This is a genomic window from Neptunomonas japonica JAMM 1380 (assembly GCF_016592555.1).
In the GTDB taxonomy this organism is placed as follows: domain Bacteria; phylum Pseudomonadota; class Gammaproteobacteria; order Pseudomonadales; family Balneatricaceae; genus Neptunomonas; species Neptunomonas japonica_A.
Map to the genome: position 1 here is coordinate 2,798,114 of NZ_AP014546.1, position 22,104 is coordinate 2,820,217.

General features: G+C 44.5%; 16 protein-coding genes. 4 read left to right on the top strand and 12 right to left on the bottom strand.

The window, feature by feature from the left end; all coding sequences use genetic code 11:
- The first annotated feature begins 171 nt into the window (after window positions 1-171).
- On the top strand, window positions 172-954 hold the full coding sequence (locus NEJAP_RS13085) for an enoyl-CoA hydratase/isomerase family protein (RefSeq protein WP_201347661.1): 783 nt from the start codon (window positions 172-174) through the stop codon (window positions 952-954).
- 50 nt (window positions 955-1,004) lie between these two features.
- Here the strand turns inward: NEJAP_RS13085 and NEJAP_RS13090 are convergent, their stop codons facing one another.
- The 11 genes from NEJAP_RS13090 to NEJAP_RS13140 all read right to left on the bottom strand — a co-directional run bounded on the left by NEJAP_RS13090 (window position 1,005) and on the right by NEJAP_RS13140 (window position 14,666).
- Complete coding sequence (locus tag NEJAP_RS13090; protein WP_201347662.1) at window positions 1,005-2,012, bottom strand: AraC family transcriptional regulator; 1,008 nt, start codon at window positions 2,010-2,012, stop codon at window positions 1,005-1,007.
- A gap of 77 nt (window positions 2,013-2,089) precedes the next feature.
- On the bottom strand, window positions 2,090-3,289 hold the full coding sequence (locus tag NEJAP_RS13095; protein WP_201347663.1) for an iron-containing alcohol dehydrogenase: 1,200 nt from the start codon (window positions 3,287-3,289) through the stop codon (window positions 2,090-2,092).
- Window positions 3,290-3,370: 81 nt separating this feature from the next.
- Window positions 3,371-4,897, bottom strand: coding sequence for an aldehyde dehydrogenase family protein (locus NEJAP_RS13100; protein ID WP_201347664.1), 1,527 nt, complete (start codon window positions 4,895-4,897; stop codon window positions 3,371-3,373).
- A gap of 335 nt (window positions 4,898-5,232) precedes the next feature.
- On the bottom strand, window positions 5,233-6,384 hold the full coding sequence (locus tag NEJAP_RS13105) for an acyl-CoA dehydrogenase family protein (protein WP_201347665.1): 1,152 nt from the start codon (window positions 6,382-6,384) through the stop codon (window positions 5,233-5,235).
- 58 nt (window positions 6,385-6,442) lie between these two features.
- Window positions 6,443-6,844, bottom strand: a complete 402-nt coding sequence (locus NEJAP_RS13110; protein ID WP_201347666.1) for a MaoC family dehydratase — start codon at window positions 6,842-6,844, stop codon at window positions 6,443-6,445.
- 12 nt (window positions 6,845-6,856) lie between these two features.
- On the bottom strand, window positions 6,857-7,303 hold the full coding sequence (locus NEJAP_RS13115) for a MaoC family dehydratase N-terminal domain-containing protein (RefSeq protein WP_201347667.1): 447 nt from the start codon (window positions 7,301-7,303) through the stop codon (window positions 6,857-6,859).
- A gap of 29 nt (window positions 7,304-7,332) precedes the next feature.
- Window positions 7,333-8,514: a lipid-transfer protein gene (locus NEJAP_RS13120; protein ID WP_201347668.1), complete on the bottom strand. Its 1,182-nt coding sequence runs from the start codon at window positions 8,512-8,514 to the stop codon at window positions 7,333-7,335.
- A 25-nt stretch (window positions 8,515-8,539) separates the two neighbouring features.
- On the bottom strand, window positions 8,540-9,469 hold the full coding sequence (locus NEJAP_RS13125) for an SDR family oxidoreductase (RefSeq protein WP_201347669.1): 930 nt from the start codon (window positions 9,467-9,469) through the stop codon (window positions 8,540-8,542).
- Between the two features lie 248 nt (window positions 9,470-9,717).
- Entirely contained in the window at window positions 9,718-11,289 is a 1,572-nt protein-coding gene (locus NEJAP_RS13130) for an acyl-CoA synthetase (RefSeq protein ID WP_201347670.1), read from the bottom strand.
- A gap of 234 nt (window positions 11,290-11,523) precedes the next feature.
- Complete coding sequence (locus tag NEJAP_RS13135; protein ID WP_201347671.1) at window positions 11,524-12,924, bottom strand: DUF1329 domain-containing protein; 1,401 nt, start codon at window positions 12,922-12,924, stop codon at window positions 11,524-11,526.
- Between the two features lie 29 nt (window positions 12,925-12,953).
- Window positions 12,954-14,666 (bottom strand): DUF1302 domain-containing protein, encoded by a 1,713-nt coding sequence (locus NEJAP_RS13140; protein WP_201347672.1) that lies wholly within the window; start codon window positions 14,664-14,666, stop codon window positions 12,954-12,956.
- 330 nt (window positions 14,667-14,996) lie between these two features.
- Here NEJAP_RS13140 and NEJAP_RS13145 point away from each other — a divergent pair, with 330 nt between their 5' ends.
- The 3 genes from NEJAP_RS13145 (at window position 14,997) to NEJAP_RS13155 (ending at window position 19,751) form a co-directional block, all read left to right on the top strand.
- Complete coding sequence (locus NEJAP_RS13145) at window positions 14,997-16,235, top strand: WD40/YVTN/BNR-like repeat-containing protein (RefSeq protein ID WP_201347673.1); 1,239 nt, start codon at window positions 14,997-14,999, stop codon at window positions 16,233-16,235.
- On the top strand, window positions 16,235-18,628 hold the full coding sequence (locus NEJAP_RS13150; protein ID WP_201347674.1) for an efflux RND transporter permease subunit: 2,394 nt from the start codon (window positions 16,235-16,237) through the stop codon (window positions 18,626-18,628). The genes NEJAP_RS13145 and NEJAP_RS13150 overlap by 1 nt, the downstream gene beginning before the upstream one ends.
- A gap of 112 nt (window positions 18,629-18,740) precedes the next feature.
- Entirely contained in the window at window positions 18,741-19,751 is a 1,011-nt protein-coding gene (locus NEJAP_RS13155; RefSeq protein WP_201347675.1) for an AraC family transcriptional regulator, read from the top strand.
- 131 nt (window positions 19,752-19,882) lie between these two features.
- On the opposite strand, the gene NEJAP_RS13160 is transcribed toward NEJAP_RS13155, so the two are convergent.
- The gene (locus NEJAP_RS13160) at window positions 19,883-22,102 is read right to left on the bottom strand and encodes an ammonia-forming cytochrome c nitrite reductase subunit c552 (protein ID WP_201347676.1); all 2,220 of its coding nucleotides are present in this window, start codon (window positions 22,100-22,102) and stop codon (window positions 19,883-19,885) included.
- Window positions 22,103-22,104 lie beyond the last annotated feature (2 nt).

The window sequence follows — 22,104 nt, forward strand, 5'->3', positions numbered from 1 at the left end:
GAATAGCACGTAAACAATGACCCTTTGAACCATATTGATGTACGAAAAAAGACAAACCACATTTTTGACTAGTCAATTTTTTTGTCTTTTTTGATCATTGATCATCACAACTATCTATTTCAAAGTGGTATCAATTTTCATATACCTACAGTTCACTGAAAGGAGCACTTTATGCCTGAACCAGCTGACATTCTTTACCAAGTCGAAGGGGCTATCGCCACCATCACGTTAAACCGAGTAAATCAAGCCAATGCTATTAATACTGTTTTTGCGCAATTACTCCTCAAATACTGCAAACAGGCTGCTGAAGACGATAATGTACTAATCGTAATTATTAATGCGAATGGCAAAAATTTCTGCGCAGGCGCAGAGCTTTCTAACGAAGTATTAACCATTAATATTGAAGACTTTATAAACGATGTTTGTAAACCGATCGTGCTGTTAATATCAGAGATGAACAAACCCGTTATTTCTGTAGTTAACGGATCAGCTGCCGGTATTGGTGCGGCTTTTGCGCTCGCTGCGGATTTGTGTGTCATGGCAGATGACGCCCACTTTTATCTCGCCTTTAGTGATATTAGCCTTGTTCCTGATGGCGGAATGTCTTGGATGCTAACCCAGCAATTAGGCAAGAAGCGGGCTTATCAACTGCTTATCGAAGGCGCGCGCATTAGCGCAACAGAGGCACTTACATTAGGGCTATGTAACAAGGTATTCTCCGCCTCGCAATTACAAACAGATACCCTAACATGGGCTATTAGATTATCAGAACGCGCCCCATTGTCACTGTCTTTAACTAAGCACGCCGTCAATACAGCATCACAAGGAAGTGGGTTGAATCAATCCATTAGTACTGAAGCTAAATTACAACGGCTTTGCCAGCTCAGTGAAGATTTTCAAGAAGCTTTAGCCGCATTTAAAGAAAAGCGCTCCCCTCAATACAAAGGTTGCTAGTATTGATTATTAACAAGGACGGACAACACAACCATGTCCGTCCATTTCATCTACCCATTAGCACTTCTATAATGCCCGGGCGTAATACCGGTCCAGCCTTTAAATGCACGTATAAACGCACCAGGTTCAGTAAAGCCGACACGGTAGGCAATATCAGTAATTGATAACCCCGCCGCTTGCATATGGTGAATCGCTAAATCTCTTCTTAATAAATCTTTAATCTGTTGGTAAGAGCTACCTTCACTTTTAAGCTTACGCCTTAATGTCGAAGGTGTGAGGTTTACCTTCAAGGCTACCTCCTCAAAATCAAACATGTCATTAGGAAATTCTGGGGTTTGCTTAACAATAATACGCACCTTACCTGTATAACTATTATCAACCGTAGGGGGTACTAGCACACTAAACGGAAAGTTCTTTAAAAAAACCGCAAGTTCAACTGGCTCACGTGTTATGGGTTGCTCCAAGTAGTCTGTGCTAAAGCACAATGCACTCTCTTTTTGTTCAAAATAATGCGGGCCAGGTAGCATGTATTTATATTCATGTAGGTGTTCGGGCGGTGCAAAATTTAGCATCACTTTAGAGAGCACCACTTGCGTCCCTATTAGCCAACTAATAAAACGGTGCCATGTGGTTAAAAGAAAATCGATAAGTATATGGTCTGGATCATTTTCCGGCGCACCACAGGCAACGCTAAGGCAAACCTCTTTGTCTTTTATGGACGTTTGAATTTTGAGGTTGGTAAACAAACTATAAAAATCACCTGCTTTTTTTAGCACCTCCTTTACGTTGCGACAAGAAACACACTGTTCAGCAAGAAAAGCAAAAGTGCCCGGTTTACAAGCCTGCCCACTTAATCCAAAAAACTCATCGTCCATTACCGACCATGCACCACGGCAATAGCTCACAAATGCTTTTAAAGGAACCCGGCGATTGGGGGTTTGCAAAATGAGGGGGCTTACGCTTGCTTGTTTAAGCAAACTATTATTTGAGTACCCTGCACGCTCAACAGCCCTGCTAATTGACGTGAGGAAATGATTGTGAAGCGTTACGTGTTCCATCATCCGTTCCTTATTGTTGTTTTCAGATGTGGGAAAAACTGATAACAACGACTGGTGCCGCTGTTATCACTAAAACGTTACCCCATAGCTTTCGTAGCTATCGCAACAATTTTTTCAGGAGGGATAGGCAAAAATAGTCCGACAGGATCAGATGCCACAGCGATCACAATACTTTCCATTGCATCAGCTGGAATTTTAAAGCGTGCAAAGTTTTGAGCTTGACCTGTTTCTTTTAACAAGCCACGTAACCTTGCGATAACTGCATCAAGCTGCTCATCTGCAGATAACCCTATAACATTGAGATTTAGAGCCTGAGACAACCTTTCAGCATTTGGTAAGTAAAAATCTCTTAGCTCTTCCATAACAATGGGCAATAAAACTGCATTGGCATCACCATGGGGAATATGAAACATAGCGCCAAATGCATGAGCGCAGTTGTGCACGGGCATTGCATTAAGCGCATTTATAAACGCATTACATGCCATGGTGCTGGCTTGCAGCATACTTGAACGCGCCGCAACATTTTGGCCATCGTTGACGGCCGTCGGTAAATTTCGTTCAATTAGCTGCGCTGACATGAACGCATGCGCATCAGTAAAATGATCCGAGTTAGGAGACGCCACCGTTTCAAGCGCATGTGTTAATGCATCCATCCCGGTTGATGCAGTAATGTGTGCAGGTAAACCTAAGGTTAAATTTGGATCTAATACGGCAATATCGGCTTCAATAAAAGGTACCGCTAAATTTCCCTTAATACCTGCCTCTTCGTTATACAGTACCGCACCTGGTGTTACTTCAGCTCCGGTACCCGCAGTTGTCGGCACAGCGATGTGGGGAATATCCATTGGGGTAGCATTGGGCCAAGATTCAATCTTAATACCCACTTGAATCGCATCACGTACATCAGTTAAGTTATGATGCAGTGCGTATTTAACGCCTTTGGCGGCATCCATTACACTGCCGCCGCCCAAAGCCAAAATGGCATCCGCTGATATTTCTCGTGCGTATCGCAAAGCTTCATTCACTGTGTCGCAAGCCGCATCTGGCGCAATACCCGTAAACACACCTGCCAATGCAGGTCGCGAACTAAAACCTGTCGTGCCAAAGACTCGTACAACTTGATCCACGATACCTGCCTGTTCAAGGCCAGCATCACTCATCAGTAATATACGTTTTGCGCCGAGCCCATCAAACAACGCTGGAATGCGAACAATCGAACCTGCTGCACAGTGCACAACAGTTCTCATAGTGTATTGTAAGTAACCGGTAGAAGACATAATGTAGACCTCATTCTCGCGCTCTTTGTTTATATAAACAAAAAGCGGCTATCATTCTGAATTAACTGTTTTGATTAAACTTTATGAAAAGCGCTTATGTAGAATCGAATAAAGTGACTTTTTACGATAGTCGCTTTCAAATGCGATATTTACCGCTTTTGTTTCGACGTAAGAATCGATACTGTATTTGCCAAATTCGCGACCATAACCACTTTGTTTATAACCACCAAACGGCGCATCAGTTCTCATCATGTGCCAATCGTTAATCCAGATAGATCCCGCTTGTAATTCTCGTGCTATTTCTTGAGCTTTGACTAAATCATTGCTCCATACACCGGCAGACAAGCCATAGATACTATCGTTTGCCATCTCAATGGCTTCTTCGGTTGTGCTGTATTTAATGACCGATAATACCGGCCCAAATATCTCTTCCTGTGCCACTTTCATATCATTAGTAACATCAGCCAAGATTGTCGGCTCAACAAAGAAACCTCCTTCACAGCCTGCTATCTCAGCACGGTTACCACCACAAGCAATACGTGCTCCCTGCTCAACACCCGACTTAATATAAGACAAGACAGACTCGCCATGAGATGCGCTCGTCATCGGCCCCATACTCGTACCAGGATCATTCGGATTGCCCAATACCATTTGCCCAGACACTTTCACCAATTTTTCAATGACTGTGTCATATATACTTTCATGCACTAACAAGCGTGTACCAGACTCACACGCTTGGCCTGAGTTGATATACACACCAAACAAAGCACCATATGCTACTAAATCAAGGTTAGCGTCAGGCATAACAATCGCGGGGCCTTTACCACCTAGCTCAACGGTCACGCGTTTTAACGTTTCAGCAGCATTGCGCTGAACACGCTTACCCATATCTGTAGAGCCAGTAAAAGATATTTTGTCGATTCCTTTATGTAAGCTCATTGCCTCACCGATGATCGAGCCACGACCAGTGATGATGTTCATCACACCTTTAGGCACGACTTCTGAAATCAGCTCGGCTAACCTTACGGATGACGTCGGTGTAGATTCTGCAGGCTTAACAATGACTGCGTTACCTGCGGCAAGTGCTGGCGCTACTTTCATACAGAACAAAAGAATCGGAAAGTTCCAAGCAGTGATTAAACCACACACACCAATAGGCTCTTTCCACACCTGGGTATGGCACATTTCAGGGATAGGGCGCGGAGATAAGCTTGTCACAAATGGATAAGATTTAACCTCTTCAGCAAGTGTCATGAAAAGGTCTGCCACCGCCGGTATATCTAGTGCCATTACGCGGCTAATCGTACCACCAGAGCACGCTACCTCCAGTGCGGCAAGCTCTGGAGCATGGGCCAATATTTTATTGGCAATCGCATAAAGTACTTTTGAGCGCTCAAGAGGCTCCATATTACGCCATGCGGGATCATTAAAGGCAGCGCGCGCAGCCGCTACCGCATTATCAACATCGTCAGGGTCAGCAGAAGCTACGCGTGCGACTGCATCACCTGTTGCTGGATTAATGACATCAGTATAAAGACCCGCCACAGGATCGATACGCTCACCGTTAATGATCAACGGAAACTTTTGCATTGGAGATTGCTCAGCCATGTTGTCCTCTCTATTTATTATTGTTCAGCCAAATAGGTTTCAAAATTTATAGACGCTAAACTTCAAGCGTAGGCTTCATAGATCTTTTTTAGCGTTATAAGAATAAAAATGAACTGTTAATTAATTTCTTATAGTTTTCACTATATGCTGGTATCCCTACTTCGCTGTTTCCCCTAGCCGCCGTTACGTTATCCGTAGAGACAGTAAATAAAGACTAAACGCGGAAAAAAACCGGCTATCTCAGGGGAGTTAAAAAATCTTTGATAGCCGGAAAAAGCTCACTTAAGGTAAGCACAGGGATGTAAAACTTAATAAGGGGTATAATAATTTTGTCTTTATGATTTCAATATATCTCTGGAAATCAGCTCTTTCATGATTTCAGAAGTACCGCCATAAATACGCTGAACTCGTGCATCAACAAAAGCCCGGGCGATAGGATATTCAACCATATAGCCGTAACCACCAAACAACTGTAAGCACCCATCTACCACACGGCCTTGCATCTCAGTTGATGCCAGCTTTGCCATACTGACCGAAGCCACATCAAGTTCGTCCGTCTCAAAACGATTTACACACTCGTTTACAAAAGCTTTATTGATACGCAAATCAGTTTGCATTTCTGCTAATTTGAATCGGGTATTTTGAAAATCAGCTATCGCTTTACCAAACGCTCTTCTCTCTTTGACATAATCAACAGTCATGGCAATCGCGCCTTCCGCTGCGGCTACACCACATACAGCAAGACTCAATCGCTCACGACGTAACTCGTTCATCAACACGCCAAAACCACCATTAAGTGGGCCTAATAATGCAGACGTTGGAACACGAACATCTTGAAAGAACATCTCAGAAGTATCAGCAGCATGACAGCCTATCTTTTCAAGGTTACGACCACGTTCAAAACCAGGAAGGTCACAATCAACAATAAATAAAGATATACCTCGAGAACCAGGAGCATCAGGATCCGTGCGTGCAACTACCACTACTAGATCACAATGCTGACCGTTTGAAATAAAGGTTTTCGAGCCATTTATCACATACTCATCGCCGTCTAACTTTGCATGGGTACGCACCCCCTGTAAATCAGAGCCCGTTCCAGGTTCGGTCATCGCGATCGCACCTACCTGCACTCCACTCACCATTTTAGGTAGATAATGATGTTTCTGCTCTTCTGTTCCTGCGTGTAAAATATAATGGGCCACAATATCTGAATGCACCGCCATACCACCGCCAAGCCCCATACAGTTAGCTCGCGCGAACTCTTCAGCCACTATCATTGAAAAACGGAACGGCACACCGCAGCCGCCATATTCCTCAGGAATATCAACACATAGAAAGCCTTGATCACCCAGTTGGTTCCAGACTTCTCGCGGGATAATGGCATCTTTGTCCCATTGCTCATATTTTGGGACAACTTCTGTCTCTACATAACGACGGACATTATCTCGAAAAAGATCCAAATCACTCTGTTCGTATACTTGGCTCATTTCAACATCTCACTTGTCTGAGTTATAGCTGCGTTAAAGGCAACCATAAGTAATTGATTTACAAAGCCACAATAGCTTCGCCAATTAATGTTTGATCACCCTTTTGTGTCGCTGCAACAATACTTAAACGCGCTAAGGTTTCACCGTTATCTTCATATATTTCAACAACTTTCCCACCGCAACTAATGACATCACGCAGGTGAGTAATGGCCGCAAAGCGGCTCGAAAACTTGCGTAACTGACTCTGTGATTTCCAGTTCGTCAGCATTCGCCCAAGATAAGCCATCGATAGCATCCCATGGGCAAATACATCAGACATACCCGCTTTAAGCGCGAAGTCCGAATCGACATGAATCGGATTGTGGTCCCCGGATGCTCCACAATAGAGTGCTAAGGTATGGCGGCTAATAGGTGGTAATTTCAAACTTGGGATTTCAGTGCCCACTTTTATATCTGTCATGATCTTCACTCCCTAAGCGTTTCGATACACTAATGTGCAACGGGCCTTTGCTAATAACTGGTGCTCTTGATTCGTATAACTCGTTTCTGTCACAACGAACTCTAAGGCCCCATTTTTTTTATCAAAGACATCCACTAGCTTACGGCTCACAGAAATGTCATCACCAGCGTACACTTGCCCGAAATATTCAAACTCCTGAGAGCCATGAAGAATACGGCCCACATCCATTTTTAATACTTCAACCTCTGGTGGTAAATCAGAATCAGACTCCATATCCAGTACCATTGGAAAGGTAGGCGGAGCAGGGAGCGCTTTATACCCTGCGTCACGCGCAGCCGATTCGTCCGTATAGATAGGATTTTTCTCACCAATCGATTTGGCAAAAAACCTTAACCGCCCTGTCTCAACAGGTACGACAAATGTTGGAAACACTTCACCTATTTTGGCTCGATCTAACATATTAAATCTCCTATCCACACCTTTTTAGGTCACGCTTTACGGTACATCGTGACGACAACAGCACCACCGAGACCAAGATTGTGCTGAAGTGCCACATTGGCATTCTCTACTTGACGCTCGCCTGCCGTACCACGCAGATGCCACGTTAATTCAGTACATTGTGCTAAACCTGTTGCGCCAATGGGGTGCCCTTTAGACATCAATCCTCCTGATGGGTTAACTACAAATTGACCTCCATAAGTGTTATCACCATCATTAATGAATTTCTCAGCACCACCTTCTGGGCAAAGCCCAAGGCCTTCATAGGTAATCACTTCATTAGGTGTAAAGCAGTCATGCAGCTCAATAACATCAATTGATTCAGGGCCAAACCCTGCTTGCTCATAGACTTCTTGAGCCGCTTTTTTAGTCATTTTTGCACCGATCAAATCAATCGGGTTATCCCAAGTATTAGCAATATCTGTTGCCATAGATTGCCCAATAATTTCAACCCCCGCCGAAATACCATGTTTACGGGCAAATGAGGCACTACAAACAACAACCGCTGCCGCACCACATGTTGGAGGGCATGCCATCAAGCGTGTTAAATAAGGCGCATAAATTGAAGGTGCCGACATGACTTCTTCGACAGTCAATTCATTGGTAAATAATGAGAGTGGATTCTTAACAGCGTGGCTACGTGTTTTTACAGAAACCTTGGCAAAAATATCTGGATTAGCATTGTATTTATCAATATAAGCTGTTCCTGCTGAACCAAACATTCTTAATGCAAGCGGGCCCGCGGGTGCATCAGGTGCTGATTTTTCCAATGCTGAAAGCATAAAATCAAAAGGAGACTCTCGATCTTCCCAGTTTGAACCTAAGGCTCCGGGCTGCATCTCCTCAAAACCAAAAGCAAGTGCACACTCAACCGCACCGGATTGAACAGCCTGACGCGCTAAAAACAGTGCCGTAGACCCAGAAGAGCAGTTATTATTCACATTCACAACCGGAATACCGGTCTGACCTACTTCGTAAAGCGCATGCTGGCCACACGTACTATCACCGTAGATATAACTTGCGTATGCCTGCTGAACTTCTTTAAGCTCAATACCTGCATCTTTTAAAGCTTCACGAATGGCTTTAGCCGCCATGACTCGATACGGTTCTTGCTGACCCGGTTTACAAAACTTAACCATGCCGACACCGGCTACTTGTGCAAAGTTACTCATTACTCGTCCTCTTATTATTATATTATTAGGCTTTTTGTGGCTCTGGTTTTGCCTGGTCCATGCCTATACGGCTCATGACCGGCTTAAATGTATCTTCGATAGAGGCAGGATGATCCGCACCCTCAAAATCACCAATACGGGCTAAGCTATCAGCCACTTTATCCGCATCAACGGCATCCTCACCTTCCAAGACAACCCCTTGACTACGTTCCCAACGTATTTTGGCTGTCCAGCCTGCGCCGGTTTCAAATAGTGAGCCATTCTCTTCACATTCTTGAGCACACAAGCTCACAACCAGCGCCGCTACGGCTTCAGGTTTAAGCGCTTCAACAACCGCTGGCGACATAATAGTTTCGGTTAAACGAGACCCGGCGATAGGAGCGATACAATTGGCTCGAATATTATTTTTTGCCCCTTCAATAGCAAGTGTTTGGGTTAAGCCATACAAGCCCAATTTAGCTGCACTGTAATTTGCTTGGCCAAAGTTGCCATAAATACCAGCAGCTGATGCTGTGAAAATAATGCGACCAAAATTTTGCTTACGCATTATTGGCCACGCAGCTTTTGTCACTGAATACGCGCCTTTAAGGTGCACACGCTGAATAAGATCCCAGTCCTGATCAGACATTTTGGCAAATGAACTATCGCGTAAAATGCCTGCGTTATTAATCACAACATCAACACGCCCAAAATTATCCATAGCAGTCTGAATAATTTTTTCGCCCTCTTCGACTGAATCGTAGTTAGCAACCGCTTCTCCACCTAGTGCTTTGATCTCTTCAACAACCGCATCAGCTGCGGCTGAACTTTGCCCATCACCGCTACCTGAACCACCTAAATCATTCACTACAACACGAGCACCACGGCGAGCAAACTCGATAGCATATGCACGACCTAACCCACCACCTGCACCAGTAATAACCACTGTTTTCTGATCAAAACGAATTGAACTCATAATAATTACCTTGTCGTCCTGTAAGTGCCCATTGGGCTATATTTTCTGATACCAGTGTCTAAAAATGAGGCACTTTGAACAATGACGTAAAAATACGATAAAGTTATTCAAAACTACCAAAGCGGGGCTCGAATTTAAGGCAAAAAAAACGCCCATAAATGGGCGCTATAAAGTAAGAGGCCTAATCAAAGCCTCTCAAGCAAGATGTAATGGAAGGCCCTCAAAACCATCCCATTACCAACGACAACTTAGTTTACTGCACGGTCATAGGCTTCCCAGTAAGGTTTACGTAAATCCATTTTTCTGAGTTTACCCGCCCCCGTCATGGGGAACGGCTCTTCTCGAAACTCAACGCTTCGAGGGCATTTATAACTTGCAATCTGCCCCCGACACTCCTCAATAATAGCGGCTTCCAACTCATCAGATGCCTCATAATCTTGTTTGAGTCTCACGATAGCGTGCACGGCCTCCCCCCATTCGACGTTAGGAATTCCCACCACAGCGACCTCTAATACTGCCGGATGTATCGTCACTGCGCTTTCCACTTCAGCAGAGAAAATATTTTCCCCTCCTGAAACAATCATGTCTTTTACACGGTCTACTAAAAATAGGAATCCTTCTTCATCTAAAAATCCAGCATCTCCGGTATGCACCCAGCCATCGATTAATGTGCTAGCAGTTTGCTCTGGACGATTCCAGTACCCTAACATCGCGTTAGGACCTGTGATTACGACTTCACCCACCTGACCAATAGGAAGCCTGTTTCCTTGATCATCTACAATTTTTATATCGACAATATACCCAGCTTGTCCTGCCGAGCGTAACTTACCCGCCATAGGCCCTTCAAAAACATGATATTCAGGACGTAATATAGTTGCCATCGGCGCCAACTCTGTTTGGCCATAAGCTTGATAAAAATCAACATTAGGTAATTTCGCAATGGCTGCCCGCAAAGTGCCTTCCGGCATAGGAGAAGCGCCATAAATGGCTTTTCTCAAAGAGCTGACATCCGCACCTGAAAATACATCTTTCTCGAGCATCATCGAAATCATAGTGGGTACCAACAACAAATCTGTTACCTGGTGAGCAGAAATGGCATCAGCCACAGCTTGCGGTTGGAATGCAGGTATAAACACATGCGTATTACCCGCTATAGCGTTCGCACATGACACCGCAGCATCAGCCATATGAAACATCGGCGCAGCATGCATATAACGAATATCTTGCTGGTTACAATCGAGCCCAGCCAATGCAGCGATAGAGCTCGTATAAAAGTTCTGGTGGCTTATCATCACCCCTTTAGGGAAACCTGTTGTACCGCCAGTATAAAAAATACCCAGCAGGTCATTGTAGCCCCGCATAGCATCCCCAATAGGATCGGCTTCTTCGAGAATATCTTCGTATGTCAGCATCCCTTCGGGTGCAATCCCATCGCCCATATAGATACAGGTTTTAAGCTGGCTGCAGCCCGCCAATATCTCTTTACCGATTTCAAGAAATGTATCATCAATAAAAAGCACACTTGAACCCGAGTCCTCTAATGAATATACATTTTCTGCCACTGACCAACGAATGTTCAACGGAACCAATACGGCGCCCACCCAAGGCACTGCAAAATAATATTCAAAGTAACGATCAGAATTTAACGCGAGAATCGCAACGCGGTCTCCCTCTTTAACACCTGCCTTGCGCAAAGCACCGGCCAAACGAGCAACACGCTCAACCAATTGAGAAAAAGTCTGTTCTCTTTTAGCAAAGACTGTTGCTGTCTTGTTAGGAGAAACCTGTGCGCTACGTCGGATCGTTTGAGTAAGGTTCATCTTCGTACCTCATTTTTTTATTCTTGTTTATCATCACAGTGATAAGCTTTTAATTGATGCTACGGTGATTATCAAAAACAACCAATGGCAGCTAATACCAATAAAATTGATCATTTCTTTCATCTATTCACGTTGTGAGAGGGGGGAGACGAGGAAAAATATTCAATAAAAAAAAGCGCCGAAGCAAGCTACGGCGCAAATTATGAAGGGATGGAGCAGTAACGAGTTAGCTAATTAACGCTTACCCGAACGACGAATAGCAGCAGGGGTAAAGTCACGATGTTTAGCACGATGCGCAAAGTCAAAGCCAATTTTTTCTTCGTTTGTTAAGCCTATCGCCATATAACGACCAGAGTTCAAATCATGCAATGTTTCTAAGCTCAACCAAGGTGCCGTCACTTCGTAAAATTGCATATTATGACCTTCTGATACTCTCCAAAGCTCATTACGGCCATCGTACTGATCAACCACAGCCGCCTGCCAAGAGTCCTCATCTAAATATACGCTACGACGAGAATATATATGTCGCTCTCCATCCTTAAGTGTGCCCTCTATTTCCCATACACGATGTAACTCGTAACGCGAATGATCAGGGTTTACATGGCCCGCTTTAAGAATATCTTTATATTTCAGTTTTTTAGACGCCAACTTAAACGAATTATAAGGAATATAGACCTCTTTTTTACCAACCAACTTCCAATTATATTTATCCGGAGCACCGTTAAACATGTCTAAGTTATCAGAAGTGCGCTGCCCATCAGAAGCAAAACCTGGTCCATCATAAGCAACCTGCGGCGCGCGACGCACGCGACGCTGACCCGCATTATAAACCCACGCTAATCGCGGCTCTTTCACCTGATCCAATGTTTCATGCACTAACAAAACATTACCCGTCAAGCGCGTAGGTTCGAGTACTTTTTGAATATAGTAAAATAAGATATTGTTATCTTTTTTAGCATCATACCCTTCAACTAAATACTCAGGAAAAATCAACTGATCCTTAATACGCACTAATGTGTAGTCACCATTTCGTTGAACAGGTACCGAAGCTATAGTGCGCTCAACACTACCGCCACGATATCGGGTGATATGATTCCACATGGCTTCAATGCCCGTTTGCGGAATTGGAAACGGAACAGAGACTGCAAAATCTACGATGCCATTACCACCGGAAACCAATGTAGCGCTCGTTGCATTTTTCTTTGCGGCATCATACACCTTCTGCGGGTATGCAGCGCTTCGACGTGTAGGATATACATGCATCTTATGGGTATCGGGATAACGCTTGAGTAACGCAATCTGCCCAGGTGTTAGATTATCTTTATACTGATCTAAGTTAGCAGCCGTTATTGTAAATAACGGCTTATCATCACCATAAGGATCAATTCGCTCACCGGTTACCTTAAAACCTTTCGGTGCCGTTTTTATGCCACCATCCCATGCTGGAATAGTCCCTGCAGCGTTACCCGCTGTTTCCGCGCCAACCGGCGTCAAACTATCTCCCAGTTTTGCAGCTTGATCTGGGGAGACAGCAGCCGTTACTGCACCCGCTAACAATGTCATTACCAAACCACTTCCTATCAACCACTGTCGACTAATAGAAGCTCTCACTTTTTGTTGAGTTATCTTATTCATAATACACCTTTCCTAACTCCGCTCTGCGGTTAAAAGGACATCCCGAAGTTAATAGAAATAAAATCACGGTCATTGGTGTCGTGGAAGTCGCCACCAAAGAAGCTGTTATAAGAGATACCACCTGTGTACTTGCTCAAATAATCTGCATTTAAACTAAGACCCAGTGCTTTACGCCCTTCTCGAAAATTAGCATTAGGCGAAAAACCACTTACATCATGAGACCAAGCTATTGTTGGCTTTAAATTAATACCATAGAGTGCATTAGGGTAATCAAATACGGCTCGCGCACGATAACCCCAAGAGGTTGAGGTCACATAACCATCACTGCCTTTTTCGGCTCCTCCAAATACAGGTGAACGGCCATATGCTCGTTCAGACGCATCAGGAAGGTCATGCACATAATTAGCACCGGCCTCACCTATTAAAGTTACTCGGCTGGCTCCCGCTACTTGATCAAGAAATTTAACCACCGTCACTTGTGCCTGAGACACACCTACCGTGTCATGGCCATTAACCCGCCCCGGTGCAGCAGCATTAAACGTTGATGAGTAGGTTGTTGGCACACCAAACCCTGCCCGTAAAATATCAATCGTATTAACTTGCAACGGCTGATCCGGACGATAGCTGTATTCACCCGATACAGACCACGTTCCGACATTAGTGTTAAAACTCACTCCGTATTGAGATACATCTTCTGGATAATCAATGAAGTACCCCCCTAACCCACCAGAGACCGTCTTAATTGGCGCAATAATAGGTATACGGCTATGGAGGTTTTGGTAGTAAATACCAAACTCTGTTTCGTTAAGCTCTTCGGAAACATAGCGTAGTGCCACCCCATATTGACCATTAGAATCTGGCTCTCTATTTCCAAATCGTGGGAGTGAAGCCGCAGGTACTGCTAACTGTGTTTTATCTGGCAATGCCACGCTTAATGTACCGACATTACACCCTGCCGCTACGATATCCGCATTGGAGAAGTAAGTACCGCAGCCATCAATAACAAATGGCTGCCAATCTAATTGATAGAAAGCTTCAACACTAAGAGCATCACTAACACCAAGGTTTCCATACAATAAGCTCACAGGTAGCAAGCCTTCTTTTACTTCGGCACCCGGCCTTCTGAACGCTGAAACATCAATAGGGTTAATAGAGTTGACACCGTTTTGGATAAAGGTACTTTCCCCCCAACTGACCACTTGACGACCTAAGCGTAAGTCAAGCGGCATATCACCCAACTCTAGATTTCCATACACAAAGGCATCCAGCAGCTCTATTCCCGAGAACTTAGCAAAATCAGCAAAGCCCGAATCGTCTAATTCTGCACCCGCGGTATAACCATTAGGCGAATGACCATGAGGTTTACCATTATTGGCCAACTCATAGTCATACCAATATTTACCGCGAAAGAAAGCACCGTAATTTTGATAGGTCAGTTCAAGATCATGTATGCCTTTAAAGATTTTCGAAAAAGCATCACCTTTCTTGAAGTTAAGGTTCCCATCATCCGTCACACTGGAAGAGCCCGTCGCACCCGCCACATTACCCGGGCTAATTAAAGCCTTATCGGGATCTTCGGCACGCCAACTCGCCCCAATGGACAGCTGAGACGAAAAATTACCCTCCACTTCACCTAAATTGAATTCCACCGCATGCGTTGGGTTTATCACCAAGCCAGCCAATAAACCGGCCTGTGCTCCTTTTACCAATGCAGCGCGATAGCCCTTATTTATTCTTATCATCGGGTCAACCTCGCATTAAAAGTTTAAAGCGTTTAACGATCCAACAGACTTCACAGTTTTAACCGTAAAGAGATCTGTTGCTTTATGTTTTAACTCCGAGGACTCCCTTTCAACAATGATAAGAACGCTCAATCCAATCAACAAAAAGCATCAACACGCCCTCTAGCCCCCATACAGCGGGCCCTTTCAACATGTCATATTATTTAACACCAGCGACTCTGACACTTTTCGCCAATTATTTTGAGCTATGTGGCCATCCCTTTCTAAAGACTTAAGATCTAGTCTGTAAGTAACACTAAACCTCATAAATAAAAATTACAGAGGCCGGCTATGGTTATTTCAACTTCACCAAAACAAGGTGCTCTTCGCGCTCTTTATTTGTCACGAAGAACATCACTCACGCTAGGCAGCCTCATTTTAGGCTGCATATTGGCGACTCACAGCTTGGCACGCGACGCTACAAAAGATCGGCTTTGGATGCCACCATTAACAAGCCAGATTGCCCAACAGTCCCTCATGTTAGATATCACACAAGCGGGAGACCGTCTGGTTGCTGTAGGCGATCGGGGTTATATATTATTTTCTGATGATCTTGGAGAAACATGGCAACAGGCTAATAGCCCAAGTAGTTCAACCCTAACAGCCATCACTTTTGCAAATAACAAACAAGGGTGGACAATAGGCCACGATGGCATAGTCCTGACCAGTAACGATGGCGGAACAAACTGGAAAAAGCAGCTCGATGGTAACCAAATCAATGAGATACTCCTGATCAGTGCGCAAATTAATTTTTTAAAAGCCCAAGAATTAGCTAAAGACACAACTAAGAACGCCGATCCAGAAATCGATACTTCGCTCATACTTGAAGAAGCCGAAATATCTTTAGAAGATCTTCAAATAGCCCAAGAAGAGGGCCCCACAACCCCCTTACTGGACCTTTGGTTTAAGGATGCTAACTATGGCATTATTGTAGGTGCTTACGGCACACTCCTTATCACCGAAGACGCTGGGGAAAACTGGTCTACTCCGACTGCGCCTCCTATCAACCCAGATCGTTTCCACCTAAATGCAATTACCTATGTCGGCAATAACACACTGATATTAGCAGGCGAAGCCGGCAGCTTGTATCGCTCACAAGACAATGGCCAACACTGGGAAACTATCGAATCCCCTTATAATGGCTCCTTTTTTGGCGTTGCCCAGCAACCGGACAGATCGATTATTTTATTTGGTCTTCGCGGCAACACTTTTGTTTCAAATGACCAAGGCATGAGTTGGAAAACACAAAAATCAAATACACAGGCCTCGTTATTTGCCAGCACACAATTACCTAACGGGACAACACTATTAGGCGCCGCAAATGGCCAACTCATTTCCAGCCAAGGTAACCATCAGCCTCTTAGCATACTAAAACAAAAAGAATCTCGGCCAATCAGCGCGATGATCGCAATGCAAAACCAGCTATTTATCGTGGGAGCTGGAGGTATCAGCACTCAGCAATTACCGCACGATACAAACGTTGTTGCAGCTACAAAAACACTCTATAAACTAGAACAGGAGGCGTTGTAATGAAACATGAATGCACCTCAGCCGAGCATCACATTTTACACCCTCTAGAGGATTCCGAACCCGTTTTAGAGCGCGCTGTTTTCCGCTTTCGTCCAGCACTCATTTTCCTTTTTATCATGGCAACCCTGTTTCTTGGCTACAAAGCGATAGACCTTCGCCCTGACGCCAGTTTTGAGAAAATGATCCCAACCTTTCACCCCTATATAGCCAACTATCTTGAACATAAAGAAGACTTATCAGGCCTAGGTAACGCTGTACGTATTTCGATTGAATCCACCAACGGCGATATTTTTAATGCGGATTTTCTTGAAACCCTCAAAAAAATCAATGATGAAGTGTTCTTTATTTCAGGTGTTGACCGCTCTGGCCTAAAATCTATCTGGACACCCAATGTTCGCTGGTCAGAAGTTACCGAAGAGGGCCTCGCCGGAGGTGCTGTTATTCCTGACGGTTATGATGGATCAGAAGCATCTCTGAGCAAACTACGCGTGAATATTACGAAGTCAGGCCAAGTGGGGACATTGATCTCCAATAACTATAAGTCTGCACTGGTTTACGCACCTCTTTATGATACAGACCCACAAACCGGTGAGCGCTTAGACTACCAAGCTTTTTCACGCAACTTAGAACAGCTCATTCGTGATAAATACGAAACTGACCATGTGAAAATCCACATCACCGGCTTTGCAAAAGTCGTAGGGGATTTAATTGATGGAGCCAGCCAAGTTATTATTTTCTTTATTCTGGCCATTGGTATTACCTTAGTCCTTATTTACCTTTATTCACGCTGTATAAAAAGCACCTTAGTGCCGCTAGCCTGCTCAATCATTGCGGTAATTTGGCAACTAGGCTTACTCAGAACCTTTGGTTACGGCTTAGACCCTTATTCAATGCTGGTACCATTTTTGGTATTCGCTATCGCGGTATCTCATGGGGTACAGGTTATCAACGCCATTGGCATAAACGCTTCTGAAGGTAATAGCCCTGAGGTTGCTGCACGTAAAGCGTTTCGTGTCCTTTACATTCCGGGGTTAACAGCACTAATCAGTGATGGCATCGGCTTTATCACTCTAATGGTCATTAAGATTGAGGTAATCCAAGATTTAGCAGTAGCCGCCAGTTTAGGCGTTGCCGCTATCATCTTAACTAATCTCGTATTGCTGCCCATTCTGATGTCTTATTTGGGGGTAAGCCAAAAAGGCATAAAGCACTTAAACAAACCAGCCACGGGCTTTTCGGTATGGTCTATATTTGTAAAATTCACACAACCAAAAATAGCACTTATCACCATTACATTAGCGGTCACAACGCTAGGCTTATCAGTCTATGAAAGCCGCAACCTTAAAGTCGGCGATTTGGATGCCGGTGCACCAGAGCTTCGTCAAGACTCGCGCTACAATCTTGATAATAAATTCATGGTGGATAACTACTCATCAAGCACCGATATTTTTGTCACCTTAGTTAAAACATCTGACAATGAGTGCATTACCTTTGAAACGCTCGATACCGTCGATCGCTTTCAATGGAGAATGCAACAAATCGAAGGAGTACAAACCACTCGTTCGGTTGTGAACGCTGCAAAAAGAGGCATTGTCGGTCTTAACGAAGGTAATCTGAAATGGGCTACTCTCTCACGAAACCAGTTTGTACTTAACGCTGCGACCAGTGGCAAGCATGTACCGCCTGGCATGATCAACGGAGCTTGTAACCTTATTCCAGTGGTTGTTTATTTGAACGACCACCGAGCAGAAACCCTCAACCGAGTGGTGGCTGAAGTAGAAAGCTTTGCCGCTGAAAACAACCACGAAGGACTTAAATTCTTAATGGCAGCCGGTAATGCAGGGATTGAAGCCGCCACCAACATCGTAATAGATAAATCTCAATATGAGATGCTGATGTGGGTATATGGCGTCGTCAGCTTACTCTGCTTACTTACCTTTCGTTCGCTGCGTACTGTTATCTGTATTATTACACCCTTGGCGTTAACTTCCGCCTTATGCCAAGCCCTCATGACTCACTTAGGCATTGGTGTAAAAGTCGCCACTCTACCTGTTATAGCATTAGGTGTGGGTATCGGTGTGGATTACGGTATCTACATTTATACCAAGCTAGAAACCTATTTAAAAAGTGGCCAATCGTTAGAAGAAGCGTACCTCAACACTCTTAAAACAACCGGTAAAGCGGTGGCCTTTACAGGTTTAACTTTAGCGATTGGTGTAGGTACCTGGGCATGGTCCCCTATTAAGTTCCAGGCCGACATGGGTATTTTGCTTACCTTTATGTTTATTCTAAATATGTTGGGTGCTCTTATTTTGCTGCCGGCACTGGCCCGCTGGTTAATTCGTGTCGAGCCCAAGGCTCCGAGCATTTCAACGGCCATCAGTACCATATAAATAAAGGCAAACTTCTTTAACCTCCTTGCCGTGTTGACAGCCTGTCACACGGCTTGCGAGCCCCTCCTTCTGCTGTTATAACTGAGATAATTACTTGATTTGGAAAATGTCTATGGGGCAATCGGAGCGTTTTACTGCATCCTGTCACTTCGTACGAGTGCTACTGCAACAGGCTGAATCAAAAGGGATTAGCTCTCAAATGCTACTGGACAGCGCAGGGCTCACACCGGAACTAGTCGAAGGAGCACAAGCACGCTTAACTACAGAAAAGCTCGCAAAAATCGTTCAACTTATGTGGTCAAACCTTAACGATGAGACCATGGGGTTTTACCCTAGCCCAACAAAACTAGGGACTTTCCAAATGATGGGCCAACTCAGCATTAATTCACCCTCATTATATAAAGCGCTTAAACGTGCGACCCGTTTTTACTCTTTAGTCACTGATGACTACAGCTTTCGTTTAGTACGAAAGGGTGATGAGTGCACCTTTATCTATACACCGAAAGACAATGAGGCTGACAAAGAGCATCTCATCATCGAGTTTACCCTCATTGTATGGCACCGCTTTGCCAGCTGGTTAGTTGGTAAACATATCCCCCTGAGTAGCACGAGTTTTAGCTATCCAAGTCCTGCTCATGTGGATGAATATAAATTCATGTACCCTAGCCCCCATAAGTTTAACCAAGACCAAAATAGCTTTAGCTTTAGCAGCCAATATTTAAACCTACCCATCATTCAAAACGAAGAAAGTTTACACGCGTTTATTAATCGCTCACCGGTTGATATCTTTTTGAAGCCCAGAAACGATGAAAGTTTTAGCACACGCATCCGCCTTTATATTGAGCCTTTAGTCTTTGATGGCTTTCCCGACTTTGACACCGTTGCAGAAAAACTCTGCATGGCCAACCAAACACTACGACGTAAGCTTAAAGCAGAAGGCACTTCTTACCAGCAAATAAAAGATCTGGTTCGACGAGATATCGCCATCTATCACCTTACCCAGCAGTCCCTCAGTATTTCTGAAATCTCATGTTTGGTAGGTTTTACCGAACCCGGGGCCTTTATCCGTGCTTTTAAAAATTGGACCGGGGTAACCCCTGGTGATTATCGAAAAGAAAGCTGAGGTAATACCTTCCTGCCACGACTCCCCTTCACTACAAAGTCGATTGCAACGGTTAGAGCTGATTAGGCAAACTCTAAAAGATGAACTACCAAAATGAGTAAACCCAGCTTTATGAACACGGCACTAAGGTACTAACGTTCCTCAGCACTCTGTTTTTGTTTATAACTGCTAAGGGCTTGCTCTATTCGTGTATCTTGAGGAAAGCGCCGCTTCAACACAGTTAATAATTCGATTGCTTCTTGAATATTTCCACTGGCTTCTAAAGCTACGGCAGCAACGAACCCGTACTGCATATTATGTGGGGCAAGCACGGAGGCCTGTTTCAACGTGCTGGCTGCACTTTGATAATCTTTTTGACGTACTTTTAATAAACCTAAGGCGTAGTACAAAGCGCCATCGTTTGGTGAATTTATTATTGCTGAGTTTAATAAAGGCAGAGCCTCTAAATCTTTATCTTGTCGGCGATAAAGTTCAGCTAAGTTAACCATCGCAGGAACAAACTGTGCGTTATATTCAAGCGCTTTTTTATAATGGATTTCCGCTTGTCGATACTCTTTTTTTGCGCTTTTTAAATTACCATATCTGAGTTGCCCATCAGGCGTGTCGGCATGTAAACCTAGCCAAGCACTGTACTCTTGGCCCACTGCTTCATATTGCTTACGGCTAGGCTTAGGGAGCTGGGAGGCCTCAAGCTCAAACAATAATTGATAGGCCATGAATCTAACAGCGGCAACTTCATCATAGAGCGACTCTACGGCTGTTGCGACCTTGTAACGCAAAGGATAACTTTGCAGTGCCATTAACGCCGCACGGCGAACTAATGGGTCAGGATTAGCACGCTGCGCTTCTATCACTTTTAGTGTTCCAGCCTCCACAAAAGCCCCTAATCGACTCAATGCACTCGCTTTTACTATCGCAGGCACAGGACCTTGCAGTAATGAGGTTAACAACGCTTGTGAGTTTTCTGTCTCCTCTGCTAGCGCCACTAAAATATCCGAATAATGCTCGGGTTGTGTTTTCCCTTTTTCCTTTAACCAGCGTGCAAGCACATCAGCAGCCCATGCTGGACTTTTATCATCATGACATTGGTTACAGGCATTTGGCACACCTGTTTTTTGGCTAAGGTCAGGTCTTGGAATACGCAAACTATGATCTCGGCGAGGATCTATTTGCATATAGGTCGTAGCTGGCATGTGGCAGTTAACGCACTGCGCACCTGTTGAACCTTGTTGATGACGCGAATGTTGCGGTTGATCAAACACCGCGGTGGCATGGCACTGGCTACACAGCTGATTTCCTTGTGCTTTTAAGGCTAAACTGTGAGGTTCATGGCAGTTACTGCACTCCACACCTTTCGCATACATTTTACTTTGCAAAAACGAACCATATACAAAGACCTCGTCGTTAATTTGCCCATCCGCGTGGTACAAAGGAGGCTCCAATAGCCGTAACTGGTAGGCATCTTCAAGGCGCGAGCTGCTCTCTTCGTTTAACAATGTTCTGCGCGCATGGCAGCCTGCACATTGCTCTAGCTGCTCAAGGTTACTTTCACCTTTGTTAATGGCGGTGTTTTGCGTTCCTACTTGCCACTGACTTTGGCTTTTTAGCCATCGCGTTAGCGCAAATTGAGTGCTAATTTGTTGCGTAGTTTGAGATGCTTGTGCCCATGTTTGGTGTTGCTTTCCCGGTCCATGGCAGGCCTCGCAAGCCACGTTTACCTCGGCCCAGCTTGAAGTATAGGTTTCGGTACGCGGATCAAAATTTTTCTTGAAATTTGTAGAATGACAATGCGCACATCGGCTGTTCCAACGCTGATATGGTCCTGTCCAGTGCAGCGGGCTATCGTATAGTAGGGGCTTTTCAGGGAAGAGATGAAACCACTTTTGTCCGCCCTCTTCAAGCGTACGGCTATCCCAAGCGATATTCAAAATTTGGTAGCGCCCTTTCGGAAAACTCACCAAATACTGCTGTAATGGATAGGTCCCAAAGGTATAAATAACCTCATAATGCGCTTGTTCGCCACTTTCATTCTGGGTTTCTAACCAAAAGGATTCCCCTTTTTTATAGAATTTTGTTATCCGCCCAAAGTATTCAAATGAGGCGTCGTTAAAGTCACCTTTAACACTTTCGTGACTTGCCTCGCGCATAGACCAAGCATGATCAGAGGTTTGCCACGCATTATATTCAGCTGCATGGCAACCTTTGCAAGTGAGTGAGCCGATATATCGTTCATTTTCATGAGCGGTGGCCCATGCAGTCGCGTTTGTGAGAACCCCAATTAAAAGCCCCAAGCAGACACACAACTGAAGCAGCGCAATACGTGAAACATGGTTTAAAAAGCGCCTACTCATCG

Excerpts from the sequence above, each read along its gene's own strand:
- NEJAP_RS13160 (WP_201347676.1), bottom strand. The coding sequence starts at position 22,102 with ATGAGTAGGCGCTTTTTAAACCATGTTTCACGTATTGCGCTGCTTCAG.
- NEJAP_RS13090 (WP_201347662.1), bottom strand. The coding sequence starts at position 2,012 with ATGGAACACGTAACGCTTCACAATCATTTCCTCACGTCAATTAGCAGG.
- NEJAP_RS13125 (WP_201347669.1), bottom strand. The coding sequence starts at position 9,469 with ATGAGTTCAATTCGTTTTGATCAGAAAACAGTGGTTATTACTGGTGCA.
- NEJAP_RS13095 (WP_201347663.1), bottom strand. The coding sequence starts at position 3,289 with ATGTCTTCTACCGGTTACTTACAATACACTATGAGAACTGTTGTGCAC.
- NEJAP_RS13110 (WP_201347666.1), bottom strand. The coding sequence starts at position 6,844 with ATGACAGATATAAAAGTGGGCACTGAAATCCCAAGTTTGAAATTACCA.
- NEJAP_RS13130 (WP_201347670.1), bottom strand. The coding sequence starts at position 11,289 with ATGAACCTTACTCAAACGATCCGACGTAGCGCACAGGTTTCTCCTAAC.
- NEJAP_RS13115 (WP_201347667.1), bottom strand. The coding sequence starts at position 7,303 with ATGTTAGATCGAGCCAAAATAGGTGAAGTGTTTCCAACATTTGTCGTA.
- NEJAP_RS13100 (WP_201347664.1), bottom strand. The coding sequence starts at position 4,897 with ATGGCTGAGCAATCTCCAATGCAAAAGTTTCCGTTGATCATTAACGGT.
- NEJAP_RS13150 (WP_201347674.1), top strand. The coding sequence starts at position 16,235 with ATGAAACATGAATGCACCTCAGCCGAGCATCACATTTTACACCCTCTA.
- NEJAP_RS13105 (WP_201347665.1), bottom strand. The coding sequence starts at position 6,384 with ATGAGCCAAGTATACGAACAGAGTGATTTGGATCTTTTTCGAGATAAT.
- NEJAP_RS13145 (WP_201347673.1), top strand. The coding sequence starts at position 14,997 with ATGGTTATTTCAACTTCACCAAAACAAGGTGCTCTTCGCGCTCTTTAT.
- NEJAP_RS13140 (WP_201347672.1), bottom strand. The coding sequence starts at position 14,666 with ATGATAAGAATAAATAAGGGCTATCGCGCTGCATTGGTAAAAGGAGCA.
- NEJAP_RS13085 (WP_201347661.1), top strand. The coding sequence starts at position 172 with ATGCCTGAACCAGCTGACATTCTTTACCAAGTCGAAGGGGCTATCGCC.
- NEJAP_RS13155 (WP_201347675.1), top strand. The coding sequence starts at position 18,741 with ATGGGGCAATCGGAGCGTTTTACTGCATCCTGTCACTTCGTACGAGTG.
- NEJAP_RS13120 (WP_201347668.1), bottom strand. The coding sequence starts at position 8,514 with ATGAGTAACTTTGCACAAGTAGCCGGTGTCGGCATGGTTAAGTTTTGT.
- NEJAP_RS13135 (WP_201347671.1), bottom strand. The coding sequence starts at position 12,924 with ATGAATAAGATAACTCAACAAAAAGTGAGAGCTTCTATTAGTCGACAG.